Origin of the sequence: Streptomyces sp. NPDC048506 (genome assembly GCF_040651315.1) — a bacterium.
Lineage (GTDB): Bacteria > Actinomycetota > Actinomycetes > Streptomycetales > Streptomycetaceae > Streptomyces.
Map to the genome: position 1 here is coordinate 1 of NZ_JBEZIX010000004.1, position 18044 is coordinate 18044.

Sequence of the window (18044 nt, forward strand, 5' to 3'; positions counted from 1 at the left end):
ACCCCCCGGATCATGTGGTCCAACAGGGGGGAGAAGTCATGCCGGGCCCGGAGGCCGGGAGCCCCGTTGCGGGGCCGTGGAGAAGATAACGGGGGTGGCGACGGCGCGGCGGGTCGGGAGCGGACGGAGCGGCGTCGCTGTCAGTGCCTCGTGCGAGGATGAGGGAACCAGTGATCGCGGGCGGGAGCCGGCGTGTACGACCCGACATGGCGAGCCGGGCGGAAGGGACGGGCCGGGGTGAGCGACAACCAGAACCTCCTTGCGGAGCAGCGGCGGGCCCTGATTCTCGACGAGGTCAGGCGGCGCGGCGGGGTGCGGGTCAACGAGCTCACCCGCAGGCTGAACGTGTCGGACATGACGGTCCGTCGCGACCTGGACGTGCTGGCCCGGCAGGGCATGCTGGAGAAGGTGCACGGCGGCGCGGTGCCGGTCAGCGAGCCGAGCACGCACGAGCCCGGTTTCGAGGCGAAGTCGACGCTGGAGCTGACGGCGAAGGAGGACATCGCCAAGACGGCGGCCGAGATGGCGGCGCCGGGCAGCGCGATCGCACTGGCGGGCGGCACGACCGCGTTCGCGCTGGCCCAGCAGCTGCTGGACGTCCCGGACCTCACGGTGGTGACGAATTCGGTGCGGGTCGCCGACGTGTTCTACACCGCGCAGCGGGCGGCGGAGAGCGGCGGCTCCGGGCCGCTGGCCGGGGCGGCGACGGTGGTGCTGACGGGTGGCGTGCGGACGCCGTCGGACACGCTGGTGGGGCCGGTGGCGGACGCCGCCATCCGCTCGCTCCACTTCGACGTACTGTTCCTCGGGGTGCACGGGATATCGGTGGAGGCGGGGCTGTCGACGCCGAATCTGGCCGAGTCGGAGACCAACCGGCACTTCGTGCGCTCCGCGCGCCGGGTAGTAGTGGTCGCCGACCACACCAAGTGGGGCACGGTCGGGCTGAGTTCGTTCGCCACACTGGACGAGGTCGATGTGCTGGTGACGGACTCCGGACTGCCGGCCGGGGCCCGGGCGGAGTTCGCGGAGCTGCCGCCGGAGCTGGTGGTGGCGGGCGAGCCGCCGGCGGACCTGGAGGTCTGACGACGGGCCGCACCACGGGGTCCGGACGGCACCGCACGTCCGGCGGCGCACGTCCGGCTGCGTACGTCCGACGGCACACGTCCGGCGGCACACGTCCGGCGGCGTGCGTCCGGCGGCGACCGATGGCGCAGCCGACAGCCGCTGGTGTTTGAGGCAGCCGCTGCCGGCTGCACCAGCGACGGCGGGCGGATGCGCATACGCCGTAAAAGCGGTGGGCAGGGGCGGTGGCGAAGCCGCGCTGTGCGGACCGCAGACATCTGACGGGCCGCCAGTTATGGTGTGCGCGCCGGGCGCGTCGCCCGGCGTTCGCCGACCGTCCCCGAGGGGGTGCTCGTCCCCATGGCGCGCCGACTCCGCCCCGTCGAGCTCGACTTCGTCGAGTCCGCTCCGTTGCGGCTGGTGTTCGCCGCCGAGATCGCGGCCCCGCCCGAGGCGGTGTACCCGGCGCTGGTGGACGACGTGCCGGGCTGGGCGTGCTGGTTCACCGGCGTCGCGCGGGCGGCGTCCACGCACGACGGCCGCGGCCGGGAGGTGCGGCTCACCGGCGGCACCCGCTTCACCGAGACGGTCCTGGCGGCCGAGCCGGACGCGCACTACGCCTACCGGGTCGACACCACCAACGCCCCCGGCCTACGGGCCCTGTTGGAGGACTGGCGGCTGACACCGGCGGGCGGTGGCACCCGGCTGCGGTGGACGTTCGCGGCGGACGGTCCGGCGGCGTTCCGCTGGGTGATGACGCTGGCCCGGCCGGGGCTCGGCCGGGCCTTCCGAAAGTCGGCGCGCGCCCTGGACCGGCGACTGAGCGCCGTTTGACCGGGTCGGCGAGGAGGCTCAGGCGGCCGGCCAGGAACCGGTCGCCAGGAAGTCCTCGATGGTGCGCGCGTAGGGCGCGATGTCCAGGCCCTGGGCGGCCAGCCAGTCGTCGGAGTAGTACTTGTCGAGGTAGCGGTCGCCGGGGTCGCAGAGCAGGGTGACGACGGATCCCCTGCGCCCCTCGGCGACCATCTCCGAGACGATCCTCAGAGCGCTCCACAGGCCGGTGCCGGTCGAGCCGCCCGCCTTGCGGCCGATCGCCGTCTCCAAGGCGCGCACGGCGGCGATGCTGGCCGCGTCCGGGACCTTCATCATCCGGTCTATGGCACCGGGCACGAAGCTCGGCTCCATCCGCGGCCGCCCGATGCCCTCGATGCGGGAGGCGGTGGTGCAGTGCGTCGCGGCGTCACCGGTGAGCCAGCCGTCGAAGAAGCAGGAGTTCTCCGGGTCGGGGACGCAGATACGGGTGTCGTACTGCATGTAGTGGACGTAGCGGGCGATGGTCGCGGAGGTGCCACCGGTGCCCGCGGTGGCCACGATCCACGCCGGCTCGGGGTAGCGCTCCAGCCGCAGCTGCTGGTAGATCGACTCGGCGATGTTGTTGTTGCCGCGCCAGTCCGTGGCCCGTTCGGCGTAGGTGAACTGGTCCATGTAGTGCCCGCCGGACTCGGCGGCGAGCCGGGCGGAGACCTCGTAGACGGTCCGCGGGTCCTGGACCAGGTGGCAGGTGCCCCCGTGGAACTCGATCAGGCGGGTCTTCTCGCGGCTGGTGGTGGCCGGCATCACCGCGATGAACGGCACCCCGATGAGGGAGGCGAAGTACGCCTCGGAGACGGCCGTGGAGCCGCTGGAGGATTCGATGACGGGCTTGCCGGGGCGGATCCAGCCGTTGCACAGCCCGTAGAGGAACAGCGAGCGGGCCAGCCGGTGCTTGAGACTGCCGGTGGGGTGCGTCGACTCGTCCTTGAGGTAGAGGTCGATGCCCCACTTCTCGGGCAGCGGGAAGCGCAGGAGGTGGGTGTCGGCGGTGCGGTTGGCGTCCGCCTGGACCTTGCGTACGGCTTCCTTGAGCCAGCTTCGGTAGTCCGGATCCGAACGGTCGACGTCGACGGTCGGTATCGGGGTCTTCGCCGCGGCCTCGTGGTCGGGCCGGCTCTGCGGCTGCTGTGCGGTGCTCACCGGCGCGCTCCTCAGGGGGTGACAGAGCCCGCGCGAATCGCCGGGCCGATTCCGACTATAGCCACCCTCCGCACCCTTCTCACCTGCATAAACATCGCTTTGGGAGACTCCAAGGCGGCCCTGGGGCAGGCCCGTTGTACAAGCCGCCGTCCAGCAGGGGCACTGGTGCACCGGGCGCGGTGGCGGCAAACTTCCCACAAGGGGCGGTGGAGGGCAGCTGCCCGTCTCACCGAGGAGGTGCCGGCCATGGCGGAGCCGGAGTTCAATGCGACCGGCGTACGGATCGAGCGCTGGCTGCGCTCGCTGACCCGTGCCGGGCAGGTCGTCATCCGGGACGGCCGGCTGGCCCTGCTGACCAGCTACGGCACGGAGATCGACAGCGCTCCACTACAGGCCGTGCAGGCCCACCGGCCGCTGTTCGCGGCGCGAGACCGGGCGCTGGCGCGACTGAACGGAAACCGCTACTCGCTCACCCTCGGCACCCCCGAGCTCTTCCTCAAGGCGTTGGAGGCCGCGCGTCCGCCCCGCTCCTGAGGGCCCGCTGCCACCGCGCCGGTGCGGTTGCGGGAGCGCACCGTCTGACTGACCCTGGATTCGTATCACTGAGGGTTCACCAGCGGTGACGCTGTGGTGCAGCCGGCATCGCTGGATCCGATCTTCGCCCCCGCCAGGCACGGGGGCGCCCGGCCTCATCAGGGAGTCGCGGTCGTGATCAGGCAGCCCAGCAGGCACTGCACGGTGGAGCTCCAAGCCGCTCCGGCCCGCATCGGGCACGTGCGAAGAATCGTCTCGGCGCAGCTGCGCTACTGGCGTCTCGACGCCCTGGTGGACCCCACCGCACTCGGCGTGACCGAACTCCTCGCCAATGTCCACCGGCACGCCCGCCCCAGCAAACACTGCACGGTCGAACTGTGGGTGCTCCTCGACCAGTTGACGGTCTCGGTGCACGACGAGGACCCCCGGCTGCCGCGACTGCGGACCGCCGACGACTGGGAGACCTGCGGCCGCGGCCTGGCACTGATCGCGGCGCTCAGCCAGAGCTGGGGGATACGCCCGGAGGACCACGGCAAGGTCGTGTGGTTCACCCTTCCGGCGCCGGCCGCCGGCCCCGAGGGGGTCCGGACGGTCCGCCCCCTCTGGGCGCCGCCGCCACTGGAGGACGCCCACCCGACGGCCGGCCCGCGGACCCTGCTCCCGGGCACAAAGGTCGGCTGACGACTGGCGGCTGACGGCTGACGGCTGACGGCTGACGGCTGACGACTGGTGGCCGGCAGACCTCCGGCCGGCGTCAGCGGACCCGGAGGTCAGGCGCCGGTGGGGCCGGCGGCCGTCATGCCGTGCCCCCCTTGGGGCCGGCGCCGAAGTGCTCCTCCAGGACGGACAGTCGGCGCCAGTACTCCTCCTCGTCGATCTCACCCGAGGCGAAGCGCCGCCCGAGGACGGCGAGCGGCGAGGGCACCTCGGCACGGGCGGCGGCCCGCGGGCCGTACGGCGGCCGGCCGGGTCCTCCGTGGCGCCGGACGGTGCGGCGGAGCAGCGTCACCACGCCGAAGACGGCGAGCGCCCACAGGACGGGAACGAGCAGGATCCAGGGGCCGGGGCCACCTGTGGACCAGGGCTCGGCGAGTGCGAACATCACGATCAACTCCTCACTGCGGCGGGGTCGGTGACGGGTCTGCCCGCCCCTTCGGGTGCGCCCCGTCCCTGCCGAGCCTCGCCGTTCGGCGGCCCGCCGTCGTCGTACGGCCAGCGGCTTCGTCCGTACCGCCCGGGTAGTAGACGGGGCACGGGCGCCTGCTCCGCCCGCTCTTGATCTCTGTAACTACTGGTATGTACACTCCGATCATGAGTACTCAGGAACGACCCGGCACACAGGAACGCCTGGTGCGGAGCACCCAGGAACTCCTGTGGGAGCGGGGCTACGTCGGCACCAGCCCCAAGGCGATCCTGGACCGCGCGGGCGTCGGCCAGGGCAGCATGTACCACCACTTCTCGGGCAAGTCCGACCTTGCGCTGGCGGCGATCCGACGCACCGCGGAGGCCATGCAGGCGACCGCCGAGGAGTGCCTGTCCGCGCCCGGCACGGCGTACGACCGGGTCGCGGCCTATCTGCTGCGCGAGCGTGAGGTGCTGCGCGGCTGCCCGATCGGCCGGATGACGCAGGACCGCGACGTGGTGCGGAGCGCCGCGCTGCGGGCGCCGCTGGACGAGATGTTCGGCTGGCTGCGCGGGCGGATCGGCGAGGTGCTCGCCGAGGGGCAGCGGCGCGGCGAGGTGTCCGCGACGCTGGACCCGGCGGCCACCGCGACGACCGTCGCGGCCGTGGTCCAGGGCGGCTATGTGCTGGCCCGCGCGGCCGACGACCCGGCGCCGTTCGACGCGGCCGTCCACGGCGTGCTCGCCCTGCTCGCCGCACAGACGACCGCCGGCCGCCCCGACTCCGGCGCCACCACCGACTGACCGGCGCCCGACCGGTCTGGGACGCCCCCGTGCCGCCGCCCCGCCCCGGACGCACGGCGAAGTCCCGCACCTTTCACAGGAGTTGACCCCCATGGAGATCACCCGACAGCGTCCCGCCAGCCGGCCGGGCCCGGCCGCGCACTTCACCGGCACCGTCTGGCTCGACGAGCTCGCCGCCCCGCCGGCGCCGTCCCGCCTCCGGATGTTCAGCGTGCACTTCGCGCCCGGCGCCCGCACCGCCTGGCACACCCATCCGCACGGCCAGGTCCTCCACGTCACCGAGGGCGCCGGCCTGGTCCAGCGGGCGGGCGGTCCGGTCGAGCCGATCCGCGCCGGGGACACGGTCTGGATCGCGCCCGGCGAGCGGCACTGGCACGGTGCGGCACCGGACACCTTCATGACCCATCTGGCGACTGTCGAAGCGGCCCCGGACGGCACCACGACCACATGGGCGGACCCGGTCACCGCGGAGGAGTACCCGGGCGCCTGACACCGCACCCGCGGCCCGTCACGGCGCGCGCCACCGCCCGCACGCCACCGCCCGCTCCTCGCCGCCCCTCCCCACCCGCACGGAGTTGCCCATGCACGCCATGCAGTACACGATCACCCTGCCGGCCGACTACGACATGCAGATCATCCGGCGCCGCGTGGCGTCCCGGGGACACCTCCTGGACGCCTTCGAGGGGCTCGGCCTCAAGGCGTACGGAATCCGCGAGCGCGGGGTCGACGGCTCGCCCGTCAACCAGTACGCGCCGTTCTACCTGTGGGCCGACCCGGAGGCGATGAACCGGTTCCTCCTCGGCGACGGGTTCCGCGGGGTGGTCGGCGACTTCGGGCGGCCGGTCGTCCGGCACTGGCAGGGGCTCTTCCACCGGCCCGGGCCCGCTGCCGGGGCGCTCCCCCGCGCCTTCACCCGGCGGACCGAGACGCTCGGCGAGGGCACCGATCCGGCCACCGCGGTGGCGGACGCGGTGGCCGAGCACGAGGAGCTGGCCACCGCGGACGGGGTGCACTCCACCGCGCTGGGCCTCGACCCTCGGCACTGGGAACTCGTCCACGTCACGCTCTGGGCGGATGCCGCACCGGAGCGCGCGGGCGACCGCTTCCAGGTGCTGCACCTGTCCGCCCCCGGCACCGCCCGACTGCGTCCGGGGCGGCAGTGGTGACGCCGCCCACCGGGCACGGGCGGGCCGACGGGCCGGCTCCCGCCGTCCGCACGGTCCTCGGCGACCTCTCCCCCGCCGACCTCGGCGTGTGCGACGCGCACGACCACCTCTTCCTCCGCAGCCCCCGGCTGCCCGGCCAGGAGCTGGCCGATCCCAGGGCCGCGGCGGCCGAGCTGTCCGCCTTCCGCGCGGCCGGCGGTGCCGCGGTGATCCAGTGGACGCCGTACGGCATGGGGCGACGTGCGGACGAACTCCCGCGGCTGGCACGGGAGTCGGGGGTGCGGATCGTCGCCGCCACCGGACTCCACCAGGCGGTGCACTACGCCCCCGAGGTGCTGGACCGCATCCGTGCGGATCTGGCCGGGCTGTTCGTCGCCGAGCTGACCGAAGGGATCGGCGGCGCCGGCCCCCGCGCCGGGATGATCAAGGTCGCCGGCGGCTTCCACGGCCTGGACCGGCATGCCCGGTACACCATGGCCGCGGCCGCCGAGGCGCAGCGGGCGACCGGTGCGGCGATCGGCGTCCACCTGGAGCTGGGCACCGGGGCCCTGGACGTGCTCGACCTGCTCTGCGGGGAGTTGGCGGTGTCCCCGGACCGGGTGGTCCTGGGACACCTCAACCGCTCGCCGGATCCGGTGGTGCACCGCGCGGCCGCCGAGGCCGGGGCGTATCTGGCGTTCGACGGCCCCTCGCGCGCCCACCACGCGACCGACTGGCGGCTGCCCGAGGCGCTGGCCGCGCTCGCCGACGCGGGCTTCGGGGACCGGATCCTGCTCGGCGGGGACACCACGACGGCGGACGCCCGGTCGGTCAACGGCGGCCCCGGGATGCCGCATCTGCTGCGCGGCCACCGGGAGCGGCTCGCCCGCACCCTGGGGAAGGACCTGGTGACGCGGTTCCTGACCGCCAATCCGGGGCGGGCGTTCGCCGCCCGGTGGCCGGCGGCCGGCCGCTGAGGTCTGTCCGACGGGTCAGGGTCGGAAAGGCCGTGCCGGGGGCGCCTCCCCGCGTTGGCCGGGGAACGCCGCGGACCCGGCCATGACCCGTCGGACGGTCCCCAGCCGCTCTCAGCGGTCAAAACCCCGCCGGCCGTCGACCGGGGCTACCGCTCCAGCACCACCAGCGGATCGTCCAGCACCGGCTGCCAGGCCAACTCCGCGGCGCCCACCAGGCTGTTGTGGTCGAGGCTGCACGGCAGGATGGGCACGCCGCCGCTGCGCCCCCACAGGCTGCGGTCGGCGACCACCGCGCGCAGCCGCTCCGGGTCGGCCTCCACCAGGGCGCGGTGCAGCCCGCCGAGGATGATCCGGTCGGGGTTGAGGATGTTGACGAGTCCGGCGATGCCGAGGCCCAGGCGGTCGATGAGCAGATCCGCCGCGGCGCGCACGCCCGGGTCGGCGTACGCGTTCCGGAGCAGGTCGGCGGCCTGCTGGAGCAGCGAGACCTCGGGACCCGGTTCGCGCCCGGCGGCGACGAGGAAGGCCAGCGGGTCCGCCTCGACGTCCAGACAGCCGCGGCTGCCGCAGTGGCAGGGCGCGCCCTCGGGATTGACGGTCAGATGGCCGACCTCCAGCGCCAGGCCGGAACTCCCGCTGTGCAGGCGGCCGTCGAGCACCAGCGCCCCGCCGACGCCGCGGTGGCCCGAGGCCACGCAGAGCAGGTCGCGCGCGCCCCGGCCGGCGCCGTGCCGGTGTTCGGCGAGGGCGCCGAGGTTGACGTCGTTGCCGGTGAAGCCGATCGCCTCGGTGGCGCCGGTGATGCCGGCGTCGGCGAGCGCCTGCCGGAAGAGTGCGCGTACGGGGGCGCCGGACGGCCAGGCCAGGTGCAGCGGATTGAGGGCCTCCCCGTCCGGTTCGGCGACCGCGGAGGGCACGGCGAGGCCGGCGCCCAGGCAGCGCCGCCCGGTCTCGCGCAGCAGGGCCGAGCCGGCCGCGACGACGTCGGCGAGGACGTGGGCCGGGTCGGCGGGGATGGTGCCGCAGCCGCTCGACGTGGCGACGATGCGCCCACCGAGGCCGACCAGTGCGACCCGGAAGCCGTCCGCGTGGATCTGCACGGCGAGCACGACGGGACCGTTCTCGGCGACGAACAGCTTGTGGGAGGGGCGCCCTTGGGAGCCGGCCGAGGCGGTGGGCCGGGAGTCGACGGTGATCAGGCCGAGCGCTTCGAGCTCGGCGGCCACCGCGCCCGCGGTCGCGCGGGTCACGCCGAGTTCGGAGGTCAGGACGGCACGGGTGGGCGCGCGTCCGGTGTGTACGAGCTCCAGTGCGGGGCCGAGGGCGCTACGGCCCCGCTCCAACCTGGTTGTCCGAGTCTGGGTCACACCCCTATTCTGGCTTTGTGCCGACACTAAACAAAATACGGAGGGTCCTTTCCCGGGGCCGTGGCTCCGTCCCGACCGATCGACACCCCGTCCACCCGTCGCACCCGCCCCTCGACCGCTCCCTGCCCCGGCTGCGCATCGCCGTCACGGCCTTCTTCGCCATGGACGGCTTCCTCTTCGCCGGATGGGTGGTCCGCATCCCCGCCATCAAGGCGCAGACCGGCGCCGGCGCGGGCGCCCTCGGGCTCGCCCTGCTCGGCGTGTCGGCCGGCGCGGTCGCCTTCATGATGCTCACCGGGCGGCTGTGCCGGCGGTTCGGGAGCCACGCCGTGACGACCGCCTCCGCCGCCGCCCTGGCGCTGAGCATCCTGCTGCCGCCGCTCGCCCGCTCCGCGACCGCGCTGGGGCTGGTCCTGCTGGTCTTCGGCGCCGCTTACGGCTCCCTGAACGTCGCCATGAACAGCGCCGCCGTCGACCTCATCGCCGCCCTGCGACGCCCCGTGATGTCGAGCTTCCACGCCGCCTTCAGCCTCGGCGGCATGCTCGGCGCGGGGCTCGGCGGACTGCTCGCGGGCCGCCTCTCCCCGCTCGTCCACCTGTCCCTGCTCGCCGCGATCGGCCTGCTGGTGACGGCCGTTGCGGGACGCGCGCTGCACACCCACCCGGCCCCGGTCGTGCCCGAGCGGCTGCCGGCGGAGCAGCCGGGCCGTCCGCGAGGCGCCGGCGGTGCCGTCCGCGGACGGCGCCTGGTGCTGGTCTTCGGGCTGATCGCGCTGTGCACCGCGTACGGCGAGGGGGCGCTGGCCGACTGGGGCGCACTGCACCTCTCCCAGGACCTGGCCGCCGGGCCCGGCCTGGCCGCCGCCGGATACGCGGTGTTCGCGCTGGCGATGACCGCCGGGCGGCTGTCCGGGACCACGGTGGTGCAGCGCTTCGGACCGGCCCGTGCCCTGGTGGCGGGCGGTACCACGGCGGCCGCCGGCATGCTGCTCGGCGCGCTCGCCCCGACCGCCTGGGCGGCCTGCCTCGGCTTCGCCGTCGCGGGAATCGGGCTCGCCAACATCTTCCCGATCGCCATCGCCCGGGCCGGCGAGGCCGGCGGCGCGGACGGCGTCGCCGTGGCCTCCACGGTCGGCTACGGCGGGATGCTGCTCGGCCCGCCCGCCATCGGGTTCCTCGCCGAGGCGGCCACCCTGCCGGCCGCGCTGACCACGGTCGCCCTGCTCGCCGCGCTCGCCGCCGGCATCGCGTACGCCACCCGCGGTGCGCACCACCCCGTACGGCCATGAGGCACCGGCACCGGCCCTACGGGTGCCGGGCCTCCCCCGTGCCGGCGCTCAAGCTTTCGCGCGGTCTTGGATCTGCCGCGTCCGCAGGGGAGTTGGTCGCGGCGACGGCCGCCGCGACCCGCGGGGAGGTGGCTGTCAGTGCCGGCTGGCACACTCGGGAACATGGAGATCACTGAGTTCGTCGAAACGCTTCGCCTCGACGGAGGCCTGCTCGCCGACGCCGCCGAGGAGGCGGGGCCGGACGCCGCCGTCCCGGCCTGTCCGGAGTGGCGGATGCGCGATCTGGTCACCCACGTCGGGCGGGTCCACCGCTGGGCGACGGAGATCGTGACGCAGGGGGCGCAGCAGCCCAGCCGGCCCGCCGAGGCGCCCGATCTGGCCGACGACGCACTGGTCGGCTGGTTGCGCGAGGGCCACCACCACCTCGTCCTGGCGCTGCACTCCGCCCCCCGGGACCTGACGGCCTGGTCGTTCTGGCCCGCAGCGTCCCCACTGGAGTTCTGGGCGCGCCGGCAGGCGCACGAAACGTCGGTGCACCGCGTGGACGCCCAGCAGGCGACCGGCGCGGCCCTCACCCCGCTCCCCTCCGCCTTCGCCGCCGACGGCATCGACGAACTCCTGGCGGGCATCCACAGCCTCGACCGCAGCCGACTGCGCACGGACGTCCCCCGGACGCTCAGGGTGCGCGCGACGGACACCCCCGACGCGGAGTGGACCGTCCAGCTCTCCGACGGTCCGGCGCGCGCGCTGCGCACCGCGGGTACGGACACCGGCGCCGACGCCCCGGCGTCCGACAAGCCGGCCGACTGCACGATCGAGGGCCCCGCCGAGGAGCTCTACTTGACGCTCTGGAACCGCCTCCCCTGGGACGCGGTGACGATCACCGGCGACGCCGCACTGGCCCGGCTGTGGCGGGAGAACGGGGGCATCTGAGCGACGGAGGGAACGCCGGGCCCCGGGCGCGCTCCGCGACCGGGGGACTGACGGCGATCGGCGGGGTGGTGTGCGCGGTCCGGACCGTCCGGGTGCCGCGCCACCGGCCCGCGCTGCCGCCGGCCCGCCCCACCTGGCCGGACGTCATCTGGTCCGCGCCGCCTCAGCCCAGCCAGCCGGGGCGGACGAGCCCCGACTCGTAGGCCAGGACGACCAGTTGGGCGCGGTCGCGGGCGCCCAGCTTGACCATGGTCCGGCTGACATGGGTCTTGGCGGTGAGCGGGCTGACGACGAGACGGCGGGCGATCTCCTCGTTGGACAGGCCGATGCCGACCAGGGCCATCACCTCCCGTTCCCGGTCGGTGAGTTCACCGAGCGCGTCGGCGGCGGCCGGCTCCTTGGAACGGGCGGCGAACTCGGCGATCAGACGGCGGGTGACGCCGGGCGAGAGCAGCGCATCGCCGGCGACGACCGCGCGCACGGCCCGTAGCAGCTCCTCGGGTTCGGTGTCCTTGACCAGGAAGCCGGACGCCCCGGAGCGGATCGCCTCGAAGACGTACTCGTCCAGCTCGAAGGTGGTCAGCATGACGACCTTCACCTCGGGCAGCCGCGGATCCTCGGTGATCCGCCGGGTGGCGACCAGACCGTCCACCACCGGCATCCGGATGTCCATCAGGACGATGTCCGGCCGGTGTTGACGCACCGCGGCGAGCGCCTGCTGCCCGTCCGCGGCCTCCGCGACCACCTCGATGTCGGGCTGGGCGTCCAGCAGCGCCTTGAACCCGGCTCGGACGAGCAGCTGGTCGTCGGCGAGCAGTACCCGGATCACGACTCCTCCTCGGTGCCGGTCGTCGGGGCCACCGTATCGGCGCCCGGGGCCGCGTCCGGGTCGGCCGGCCGACCGGGGGCGGTCGGCTCCGGCCCGGCCCCGGGGCGCGCCCCGGCCGCCGCCCTCGCCTCCGCCCTCGGCGCCAGCGGGATGCGGGCCCGGACGCGGAAGCCGCCGTCGGCGCGCGGACCCGCCTGGACGGTGCCGCCCAGCGCGGCGGCCCGCTCGCGCATCCCGATCAGGCCGTTGCCACCGCCGGCCGACTCGCCCGTACCGGACGTCGCCGGGCCGTCGTCGTCGACCGTGATCTCCAGCGCCGCGGGGCCGTGGTCGAGCAGCACCCGGGCGGTGCGCGAACCCGAGTGGCGGACGATGTTGGTGAGCGCCTCCTGGACGATGCGGAAGGCGGCGAGGTCGCTGCCGGGCGCCAGCTGCGTGGGGGTGCCCTCCGTCGTGACGTCCACGACGAGACCGGCACTCCCGGCCTGTGCGGTGAGTTCCGGCAACCGGTCCAGTCCGGGCGCCGGGGAGCGCGGCGCGTCGCCCGCGGTGCGCAGGGTGTCGAGGACCTGGCGGACCTCGCCGAGCGCCTCCTTGCTCGCGACCTTGATGGTGGTCAGCGCGGTCCTCGCCTGCTCCGGGTCGTGGTCCAGCAGCGCCAGTCCCACGCCCGCCTGGACGTTGATGACCGAGATGCTGTGCGCGAGGACGTCGTGCAGCTCGCGGGCGATCCGCAGCCGCTCCTCGTCGGCCCGGCGGCGTTCCGCGGCGGCCCGTTCGGCGCGCGCCCTCGCCAGCTGCTCACGGCGCACCCGTACGAGCTCGGAGAGCGCCGCCACGGCCACCACCAGGGCGGCGACGAACAGTTCCTGCCCCCACGGGGCCGGGCCGTCGTGCGCCGGCGGCAGCCAGCGGTACAGCCAGTGGGCGACCAGGAGATGGGCGGCCCACACCCCGCCCAGCGCACACCAGGCCACCCGGCGGTGTCCGGCGACGATCGCCGCGAAGGCGCCGAGGGCGAGGGGGAGGAAGACCGGTCCGTACGGATAGCCGGCGGCGAGGTAGGCAGTGCCGACCGCGGCGGTGCCGACGGTGACGGTGCGGGGGTGGCGGTGCCGGAAGAGGAGGACGGCCGCGCCGAGGATCAGGAGGGCGCGGCCGAGGGCGTCGAGCGGGACCCGGTCCGGCTGGTTGTGGCCGGCGAAGCCGGAGCCGACGGTCACGAACACCGTCACGACGAGCGTCGAGAGCCACGGCAACCGGGTGCCGGACCGGCCGTGCGGCGCATCGGGCGGGACCGTCAGCCACCGCTCCCACGCCGGGCCGAGGCAGCGCCGCGCCCACCGCGGCCGTGCGTTCTCCATGTCGTCACGCTAGACCGCGGCGGGGCCCGGCGGCGTCCGCCGGGCGCAGTGATCGCCCGTACTCCCACGGGAGTAGGGACCGGCGCGGCCGACGGGTCAGCGCGGTGTGCTGAGGCCGACGCTGCGGGCCAGTTGGAGGACCGCCTGCTCGAAGAAGGCGGCGCGGGCCTCGACCACCCGGTTGAACTGGCCGAAGAGCTCGAAGCTCAGCAGCCCGAAGAGCTGCGCCCAGGCCCCGACGAGGCGCGCCAGCACCGTGCCGGGCAGCTCCACTCCCAGCTCCGCGCCGAGCGCCAGGGCGTCGCCCACCACCGCGTCCGGCAACGGCTCCGCGGGCTCCTTCACCGCACCCGCGGCGTGGGCGTCGCGGACGACGCCGATCAGCGCGAGGCCGACCCGCGCGGCCGGCTCGGTGGTGGTGCTCGGGGCGTGGTAGCCGGGCACCGGCGAGCCGTAGATCAGCGCGTACTCGTGCGGATGGGCCAGGGCCCAGATGCGGACGCCGGTGCAGATGGCGCTCCACCGGGCGACCGGGTTCGCCGCGGCGGACGCCGGAACGGCGTCCCGGGCGCGTTCCGCGGCCTCGCCGAGGGCGTTGTAGGCGTCGACGATCAGCGCGGTCAGCAGGTCGTCGCGGCTGGGGAAGTAGCGGTAGAGCGCCGAGGAGGCCATCCCGAGTGCGCGGGCGACCGCCCGCAGGGAGAGCTTGGCGGCACCCTCGGCAGCGAGCTGCTGACGGGCCTCGGCCTTGATCGCTTCGGTGATCTCGCTACGGGCTCGTTCTCTGGCTCCTCGGATCGCAGTCATGGAGAGCAGTGTGCCAGCTTTTGGAGCACCGAACAAAAACGAGAGCACTGCTCTTGCTTTGACACACCCCATGCCTGCACACTGCTCTCAAGCGAGAGCAGTGCTCACGAAGCAGTGCTCACGAAACGGATCACCGTTCAACTCGCGTCACGACGCTCCGCCCAGCAAGCGGCGCCCCCGACCGCGAGCAGTGCCCAGCCCTCGCCACCTCGCCCCACCCCACCCCGAACCGCAGAACCACCGAAGCGCAGAACCACCGAGCGCAGAACCCCCGAACCGACCCCAAAGGAGCCCGCCATGTCCGCCACGTCCCACTACGTCAAGCCCGGCCGCTTCGCCATCTGGCTCAACGGCACCATCGGCTGGCTCGCCCGCCGCGGCATCAGCCTGGCCGGCTCCGCCGACCTCTCCGTCCGCGGCCGCAAGAGCGGCGCAATGCGACGCGTCCCCGTCAACCCCATCACGTACGAGGGAGCCCGGTACCTGGTCTCGGCGCGCGGACATTCCGAGTGGGTGCGCAATATGCGCGCAGCCGGCGGCGGCGAACTCCGCGTCGGCCGCCGCACTCGCGCCTTCACCGCCGTGGAGGTGCCGCCCGCGGAGACCCCCGCGCTGCTGCGCGCCTACCTCCGGCGCTGGGGCTGGGAGGTCAAGAGGTACTTCGGCGACGTCACCGCCGCCTCCACCGACGAGGAACTCCTCGCCGCGGCCCCCCGCCACCCCGTCTTCCGGATCACCGAATCCTGACCCGAGCACACACCCCGAACAGAACACGGAAGCCCACGGGGGCGAGAGCCGCACCGTCTCATCGGGCGCCGAGCCGTACGGCGCCGGTCCGGCGGGACCGCGCCCGCCGGACCGTCACGCCCGGTCCAGCGTCTCCAGTGCCCGGCGCGCCACCGACTTGGTGGCCACCATCTCGGCGAGCGTGGTCGTACCGCGGGTGATCTTCGCGAAGGCCTGCCAGGCCGGGCGGAGGGTCGTGACCGCGGCGTGCATCAGGCCGGGACGGCGGGAGAAGACCTTGAGCATCCGGCGCCCCACGCCCATCTCCACGCCGAGGCCGGCCTTGATGGCGAAGGCGTAGTTGAGGGCCTGCCGGCGGGCGTCCACCGCGTCGTGCGCCTCGGCGACCCGGACCGCCCACTCACCGGCGAGCCGACCGGAACGGAGCGCGAAGGAGATGCCCTCCCGCGTCCAGGGCTCCAGCAGTCCGGCCGCGTCGCCACACACCAGCACCCGGCCGCGGGACAGCGGCGAGTCGTCGGCCCGGCAACGGGTCAGGTGCCCGGACGAGATGCTCGGCTCGAATCCGGCCAGGCCCAGCCGGCCGATGAAGTCGTCCAGATAGCGCTTGGTCGCCGCGCCCTCGCCGCGGGCCGAGATGACGCCGACGGTGAGGGTGTCGCCCTTGGGGAAGACCCACCCGTAGCTGCCGGGGATCGGACCCCAGTCGATGAGCGCCCGGCCCGACCAGTCCTCGGCCACCGGCTCCGGCACCGGGATCTCCGCCTCCAGCCCGAGGTCGACCTGGTCGAGCTTGACGCCGACGTGTGCCCCTATGCGGCCCGCGCTGCCGTCCGCACCGACCACGGCGCGCGCCAGCACCACCTCGCCGTCGCCCAGCACCACGGCGACGGTGCGCCGGTCGGGCACCTCGGCGCCGTGCTGCTCCACCCGGGCGACCGTGACGCCGGTACGGACCGTGGCGCCGGCGTCCTTGGCCGACTCGACCAACCGGGCGTCGAACTCAGGGCGATTGATCAGCCCGAACAGCATGCGCTTGGAGCGGCGGGTGCGGGTGAGCCGCCCGTTCAGCGAGAACGTCACGGCGTGCACCCGGTCGCGCAGCGGCAGCTCGAAACCGGGTGGCAGCGCGTCCCGCGACGGGCCGATGATGCCGCCGCCGCAGGTCTTGTAGCGCGGGAGCCGGGCTTTCTCCAGGAGCAGCACCCGGCGTCCCGTACACGCCGCGGCGTGCGCGGCCGAGGCGCCCGCCGGCCCCCCGCCCACCACCACGACGTCCCACACCCGCTGGTTGTCCTCCGCTGCCCGCTCGCTGCTCACCTGTGCTTCTGCTCCCGTTCGAGACCGGCTTGGCGTACCGCCCGCATCCTACGGGCCGTCGCCGCCGGGACGGCCTGTGGGAAGATCGGGGCACTGATGCCCGTGGGGCGTGGCACACCGATCCGGCCCGACGTCCGGTCCGGTGGCCGCCCCCTACCGTCCGGCCCGTCCGGCTCACGAGGCCCAGGACGGCTGTACTGCACACCACGCCGCGCCCACAAGGAGCGTTCCATGTCTGACAGCCCCCTCGCGCACACCGTTGCCGCGCTGCAACCCCGCGCCAGGACCGAGCTGGCCGAGCTGGTGGCCTTCAAGTCGGTCGCCGACCCGGCCCAGTTCCCCAAGAGCGAGTGCGAGGCGGCCGCCAACTGGATCGTCGACACGCTGCGGGCGGACGGCTTCCAGGACGTGGCGCTGCTGGACACTCCGGACGGCACACAGTCGGTGTACGGCTTCCTGCCCGGCCCGGCCGGCGCCCCCACTGTGCTGCTGTACGCGCACTACGACGTGCAGCCGCCGCTGGACGAGGCGGCCTGGGTCTCCCCGCCGTTCGAACTGACCGAGCGCGACGGCCGCTGGTACGGCCGGGGCACCGCCGACTGCAAGGGCGGCCTGATCATGCACCTGACGGCGCTGCGGGCGCTGAAGGAGCACGGCGGGGTGCCGGTCAACGTCAAGGTGATCGTGGAGGGTTCGGAGGAGCAGGGCACCGGCGGCCTGGAGCGCTACGCCGAGGCGCACCCGGAGCTGCTGGCCGCGGACGCGATCGTCATCGGCGACACCGGCAACTTCCGGGCCGGGCTGCCGACGGTGACCGCGACCCTGCGCGGAATGACGCTGGTGCGGGTCCAGGTCGACACCCTGGAGGGCAACCTGCACTCCGGCCAGTTCGGTGGCGCGGCCCCGGACGCGCTGGCGGCGCTGATCCGGATCCTGGACTCGCTGCGCGCCGAGGACGGCTCGACGACGGTGAACGGGCTGGCCACGGACGCCACCTGGGAGGGCCTGCCGTACCCGGAGGATGACTTCCGCAACGACGCCAAGGTCCTGGAGGGCGTCGAGCTGATCGGCAACGGATCGGTCGCGGACCGGATCTGGGCACGCCCGGCGGTCACGGTGCTGGGCATCGACTGCCCGCCGGTGGTCGGCGCCACCCCGTCCGTGCAGGCCGGCGCGCGGGCGCTGGTGAGCCTGCGGGTGCCGCCGGGCATCGACGCGGCGGCGGCGACGAAGCTGCTCGCCGCGCACCTGGAGAACGCCGCTCCGTGGGGTGCGCGGGTCGCGGTCGAACAGGTCGGGCAGGGCCAGCCGTTCCGCGCGGACACCAGCAGCCCGGCGTATGCGTCGATGGCGGCGGCGCTGCGGGAGGCGTACGACGGCGTCGAGATGCAGACCTCCGGCATGGGCGGCTCGATCCCGCTGTGCAACACGTTGGCCGGCCTCTACCCGGACGCGGAGATCCTGCTGATCGGCCTGAGCGAGCCGGAGGCCCAGATCCACGCGGTCAACGAGAGCGTCTCGCCACAGGAGCTGGAACGGTTGTCGCTGGCGGAGGCGCTCTTCCTCCAACGAATCGCTGCGCTTGGCTGACTTCCCACGTTGTTGGCTTTCCCGCCGTGGGTGTTGCTCGCCGTTGGGCCTGGCGGCCCGGCCGTTGTCGGCTTTCTCGCCTTTTCGCCTGCGGCGGGCGGTGCCGCTGCGCGGGGCTGTTCGCTACGGGTGTGGGAGAGA

At 74.3% G+C, this 18044-nt stretch carries 19 protein-coding genes; 12 read left to right on the plus strand and 7 right to left on the minus strand.

Translation table 11 applies throughout. The annotated features are described in order from the left end of the window. Window positions 1-237 precede the first annotated feature (237 nt). Window positions 238-1083 (plus strand): DeoR/GlpR family DNA-binding transcription regulator, encoded by an 846-nt coding sequence (locus AB0C96_RS03870; protein ID WP_362913371.1) that lies wholly within the window; start codon window positions 238-240, stop codon window positions 1081-1083. A 339-nt stretch (window positions 1084-1422) separates the two neighbouring features. Next, window positions 1423-1896: an SRPBCC family protein gene (locus tag AB0C96_RS03875; protein WP_362913739.1), complete on the plus strand. Its 474-nt coding sequence runs from the start codon at window positions 1423-1425 to the stop codon at window positions 1894-1896. Window positions 1897-1914: 18 nt separating this feature from the next. Here AB0C96_RS03875 and AB0C96_RS03880 read toward each other — a convergent pair whose 3' ends face one another. Further along, entirely contained in the window at window positions 1915-3015 is a 1101-nt protein-coding gene (locus AB0C96_RS03880) for a PLP-dependent cysteine synthase family protein (protein WP_362913741.1), read from the minus strand. A 306-nt stretch (window positions 3016-3321) separates the two neighbouring features. On the opposite strand from AB0C96_RS03880, the gene AB0C96_RS03885 reads away from it, so the two are divergent. Together AB0C96_RS03885 and AB0C96_RS03890 are read left to right on the plus strand one after the other, a co-directional pair. After that, a complete protein-coding gene (locus AB0C96_RS03885; RefSeq protein WP_362913373.1) occupies window positions 3322-3609 on the plus strand; it encodes a hypothetical protein in 288 nt (95 codons plus the stop codon). Between the two features lie 174 nt (window positions 3610-3783). Then, window positions 3784-4290 (plus strand): ATP-binding protein, encoded by a 507-nt coding sequence (locus tag AB0C96_RS03890; protein ID WP_362913375.1) that lies wholly within the window; start codon window positions 3784-3786, stop codon window positions 4288-4290. Between the two features lie 115 nt (window positions 4291-4405). On the opposite strand, the gene AB0C96_RS03895 is transcribed toward AB0C96_RS03890, so the two are convergent. Next, the gene (locus tag AB0C96_RS03895; RefSeq protein WP_362913743.1) at window positions 4406-4711 is read right to left on the minus strand and encodes an SHOCT domain-containing protein; all 306 of its coding nucleotides are present in this window, start codon (window positions 4709-4711) and stop codon (window positions 4406-4408) included. 209 nt (window positions 4712-4920) lie between these two features. On the opposite strand from AB0C96_RS03895, the gene AB0C96_RS03900 reads away from it, so the two are divergent. From AB0C96_RS03900 to AB0C96_RS03915, 4 genes are all read left to right on the plus strand, one after another. Beyond that, window positions 4921-5535, plus strand: a complete 615-nt coding sequence (locus tag AB0C96_RS03900; RefSeq protein ID WP_362913377.1) for a TetR/AcrR family transcriptional regulator — start codon at window positions 4921-4923, stop codon at window positions 5533-5535. A gap of 91 nt (window positions 5536-5626) precedes the next feature. Further along, window positions 5627-6025, plus strand: coding sequence for a cupin domain-containing protein (locus AB0C96_RS03905; protein WP_362913379.1), 399 nt, complete (start codon window positions 5627-5629; stop codon window positions 6023-6025). 91 nt (window positions 6026-6116) lie between these two features. Continuing rightward, entirely contained in the window at window positions 6117-6701 is a 585-nt protein-coding gene (locus AB0C96_RS03910; protein WP_362913381.1) for a DUF4865 family protein, read from the plus strand. Next, entirely contained in the window at window positions 6695-7657 is a 963-nt protein-coding gene (locus tag AB0C96_RS03915) for a phosphotriesterase (protein WP_362913383.1), read from the plus strand. Before AB0C96_RS03910 ends, AB0C96_RS03915 begins: the two co-directional genes overlap by 7 nt. Before the next feature lie 146 nt (window positions 7658-7803). Here AB0C96_RS03915 and AB0C96_RS03920 read toward each other — a convergent pair whose 3' ends face one another. After that, window positions 7804-9024 (minus strand): ROK family protein, encoded by a 1221-nt coding sequence (locus tag AB0C96_RS03920; protein ID WP_362913385.1) that lies wholly within the window; start codon window positions 9022-9024, stop codon window positions 7804-7806. 161 nt (window positions 9025-9185) lie between these two features. On the opposite strand from AB0C96_RS03920, the gene AB0C96_RS03925 reads away from it, so the two are divergent. Together AB0C96_RS03925 and AB0C96_RS03930 are read left to right on the plus strand one after the other, a co-directional pair. Then, window positions 9186-10313, plus strand: coding sequence for an MFS transporter (locus tag AB0C96_RS03925; protein WP_362913745.1), 1128 nt, complete (start codon window positions 9186-9188; stop codon window positions 10311-10313). 162 nt (window positions 10314-10475) lie between these two features. Next, window positions 10476-11246, plus strand: a complete 771-nt coding sequence (locus AB0C96_RS03930; protein ID WP_362913387.1) for a maleylpyruvate isomerase family mycothiol-dependent enzyme — start codon at window positions 10476-10478, stop codon at window positions 11244-11246. A gap of 163 nt (window positions 11247-11409) precedes the next feature. Here the strand turns inward: AB0C96_RS03930 and AB0C96_RS03935 are convergent, their stop codons facing one another. From AB0C96_RS03935 to AB0C96_RS03945, 3 genes are all read right to left on the minus strand, one after another. Then, window positions 11410-12075 (minus strand): response regulator transcription factor, encoded by a 666-nt coding sequence (locus AB0C96_RS03935; protein WP_362913389.1) that lies wholly within the window; start codon window positions 12073-12075, stop codon window positions 11410-11412. Beyond that, complete coding sequence (locus AB0C96_RS03940; protein WP_362913391.1) at window positions 12072-13439, minus strand: sensor histidine kinase; 1368 nt, start codon at window positions 13437-13439, stop codon at window positions 12072-12074. Before AB0C96_RS03940 ends, AB0C96_RS03935 begins: the two co-directional genes overlap by 4 nt. 96 nt (window positions 13440-13535) lie before the next feature. Next, window positions 13536-14246 (minus strand): TetR/AcrR family transcriptional regulator, encoded by a 711-nt coding sequence (locus AB0C96_RS03945; protein WP_362913393.1) that lies wholly within the window; start codon window positions 14244-14246, stop codon window positions 13536-13538. Window positions 14247-14543: 297 nt separating this feature from the next. Between AB0C96_RS03945 and AB0C96_RS03950 the strand changes: the two genes are divergently transcribed. Beyond that, complete coding sequence (locus tag AB0C96_RS03950; RefSeq protein WP_362913395.1) at window positions 14544-14993, plus strand: nitroreductase family deazaflavin-dependent oxidoreductase; 450 nt, start codon at window positions 14544-14546, stop codon at window positions 14991-14993. A 114-nt stretch (window positions 14994-15107) separates the two neighbouring features. Here AB0C96_RS03950 and AB0C96_RS03955 read toward each other — a convergent pair whose 3' ends face one another. Further along, on the minus strand, window positions 15108-16313 hold the full coding sequence (locus AB0C96_RS03955) for a geranylgeranyl reductase family protein (RefSeq protein ID WP_362913397.1): 1206 nt from the start codon (window positions 16311-16313) through the stop codon (window positions 15108-15110). A 231-nt stretch (window positions 16314-16544) separates the two neighbouring features. Here AB0C96_RS03955 and AB0C96_RS03960 point away from each other — a divergent pair, with 231 nt between their 5' ends. Next, the gene (locus AB0C96_RS03960) at window positions 16545-17903 is read left to right on the plus strand and encodes a dipeptidase (RefSeq protein WP_362913399.1); all 1359 of its coding nucleotides are present in this window, start codon (window positions 16545-16547) and stop codon (window positions 17901-17903) included. Window positions 17904-18044: the final 141 nt, after the last annotated feature.

Bases quoted from the DNA above. Each gene is read 5' to 3' on its own strand.
- AB0C96_RS03900 (WP_362913377.1), top strand. From the start codon at position 4,921: ATGAGTACTCAGGAACGACCCGGCACACAGGAACGCCTGGTGCGGAGC.
- AB0C96_RS03895 (WP_362913743.1), bottom strand. From the start codon at position 4,711: ATGTTCGCACTCGCCGAGCCCTGGTCCACAGGTGGCCCCGGCCCCTGG.
- AB0C96_RS03945 (WP_362913393.1), bottom strand. From the start codon at position 14,246: ATGACTGCGATCCGAGGAGCCAGAGAACGAGCCCGTAGCGAGATCACC.
- AB0C96_RS03910 (WP_362913381.1), top strand. From the start codon at position 6,117: ATGCACGCCATGCAGTACACGATCACCCTGCCGGCCGACTACGACATG.
- AB0C96_RS03960 (WP_362913399.1), top strand. From the start codon at position 16,545: ATGTCTGACAGCCCCCTCGCGCACACCGTTGCCGCGCTGCAACCCCGC.
- AB0C96_RS03885 (WP_362913373.1), top strand. From the start codon at position 3,322: ATGGCGGAGCCGGAGTTCAATGCGACCGGCGTACGGATCGAGCGCTGG.
- AB0C96_RS03940 (WP_362913391.1), bottom strand. From the start codon at position 13,439: ATGGAGAACGCACGGCCGCGGTGGGCGCGGCGCTGCCTCGGCCCGGCG.
- AB0C96_RS03925 (WP_362913745.1), top strand. From the start codon at position 9,186: ATGGACGGCTTCCTCTTCGCCGGATGGGTGGTCCGCATCCCCGCCATC.
- AB0C96_RS03875 (WP_362913739.1), top strand. From the start codon at position 1,423: ATGGCGCGCCGACTCCGCCCCGTCGAGCTCGACTTCGTCGAGTCCGCT.
- AB0C96_RS03950 (WP_362913395.1), top strand. From the start codon at position 14,544: ATGTCCGCCACGTCCCACTACGTCAAGCCCGGCCGCTTCGCCATCTGG.
- AB0C96_RS03930 (WP_362913387.1), top strand. From the start codon at position 10,476: ATGGAGATCACTGAGTTCGTCGAAACGCTTCGCCTCGACGGAGGCCTG.
- AB0C96_RS03905 (WP_362913379.1), top strand. From the start codon at position 5,627: ATGGAGATCACCCGACAGCGTCCCGCCAGCCGGCCGGGCCCGGCCGCG.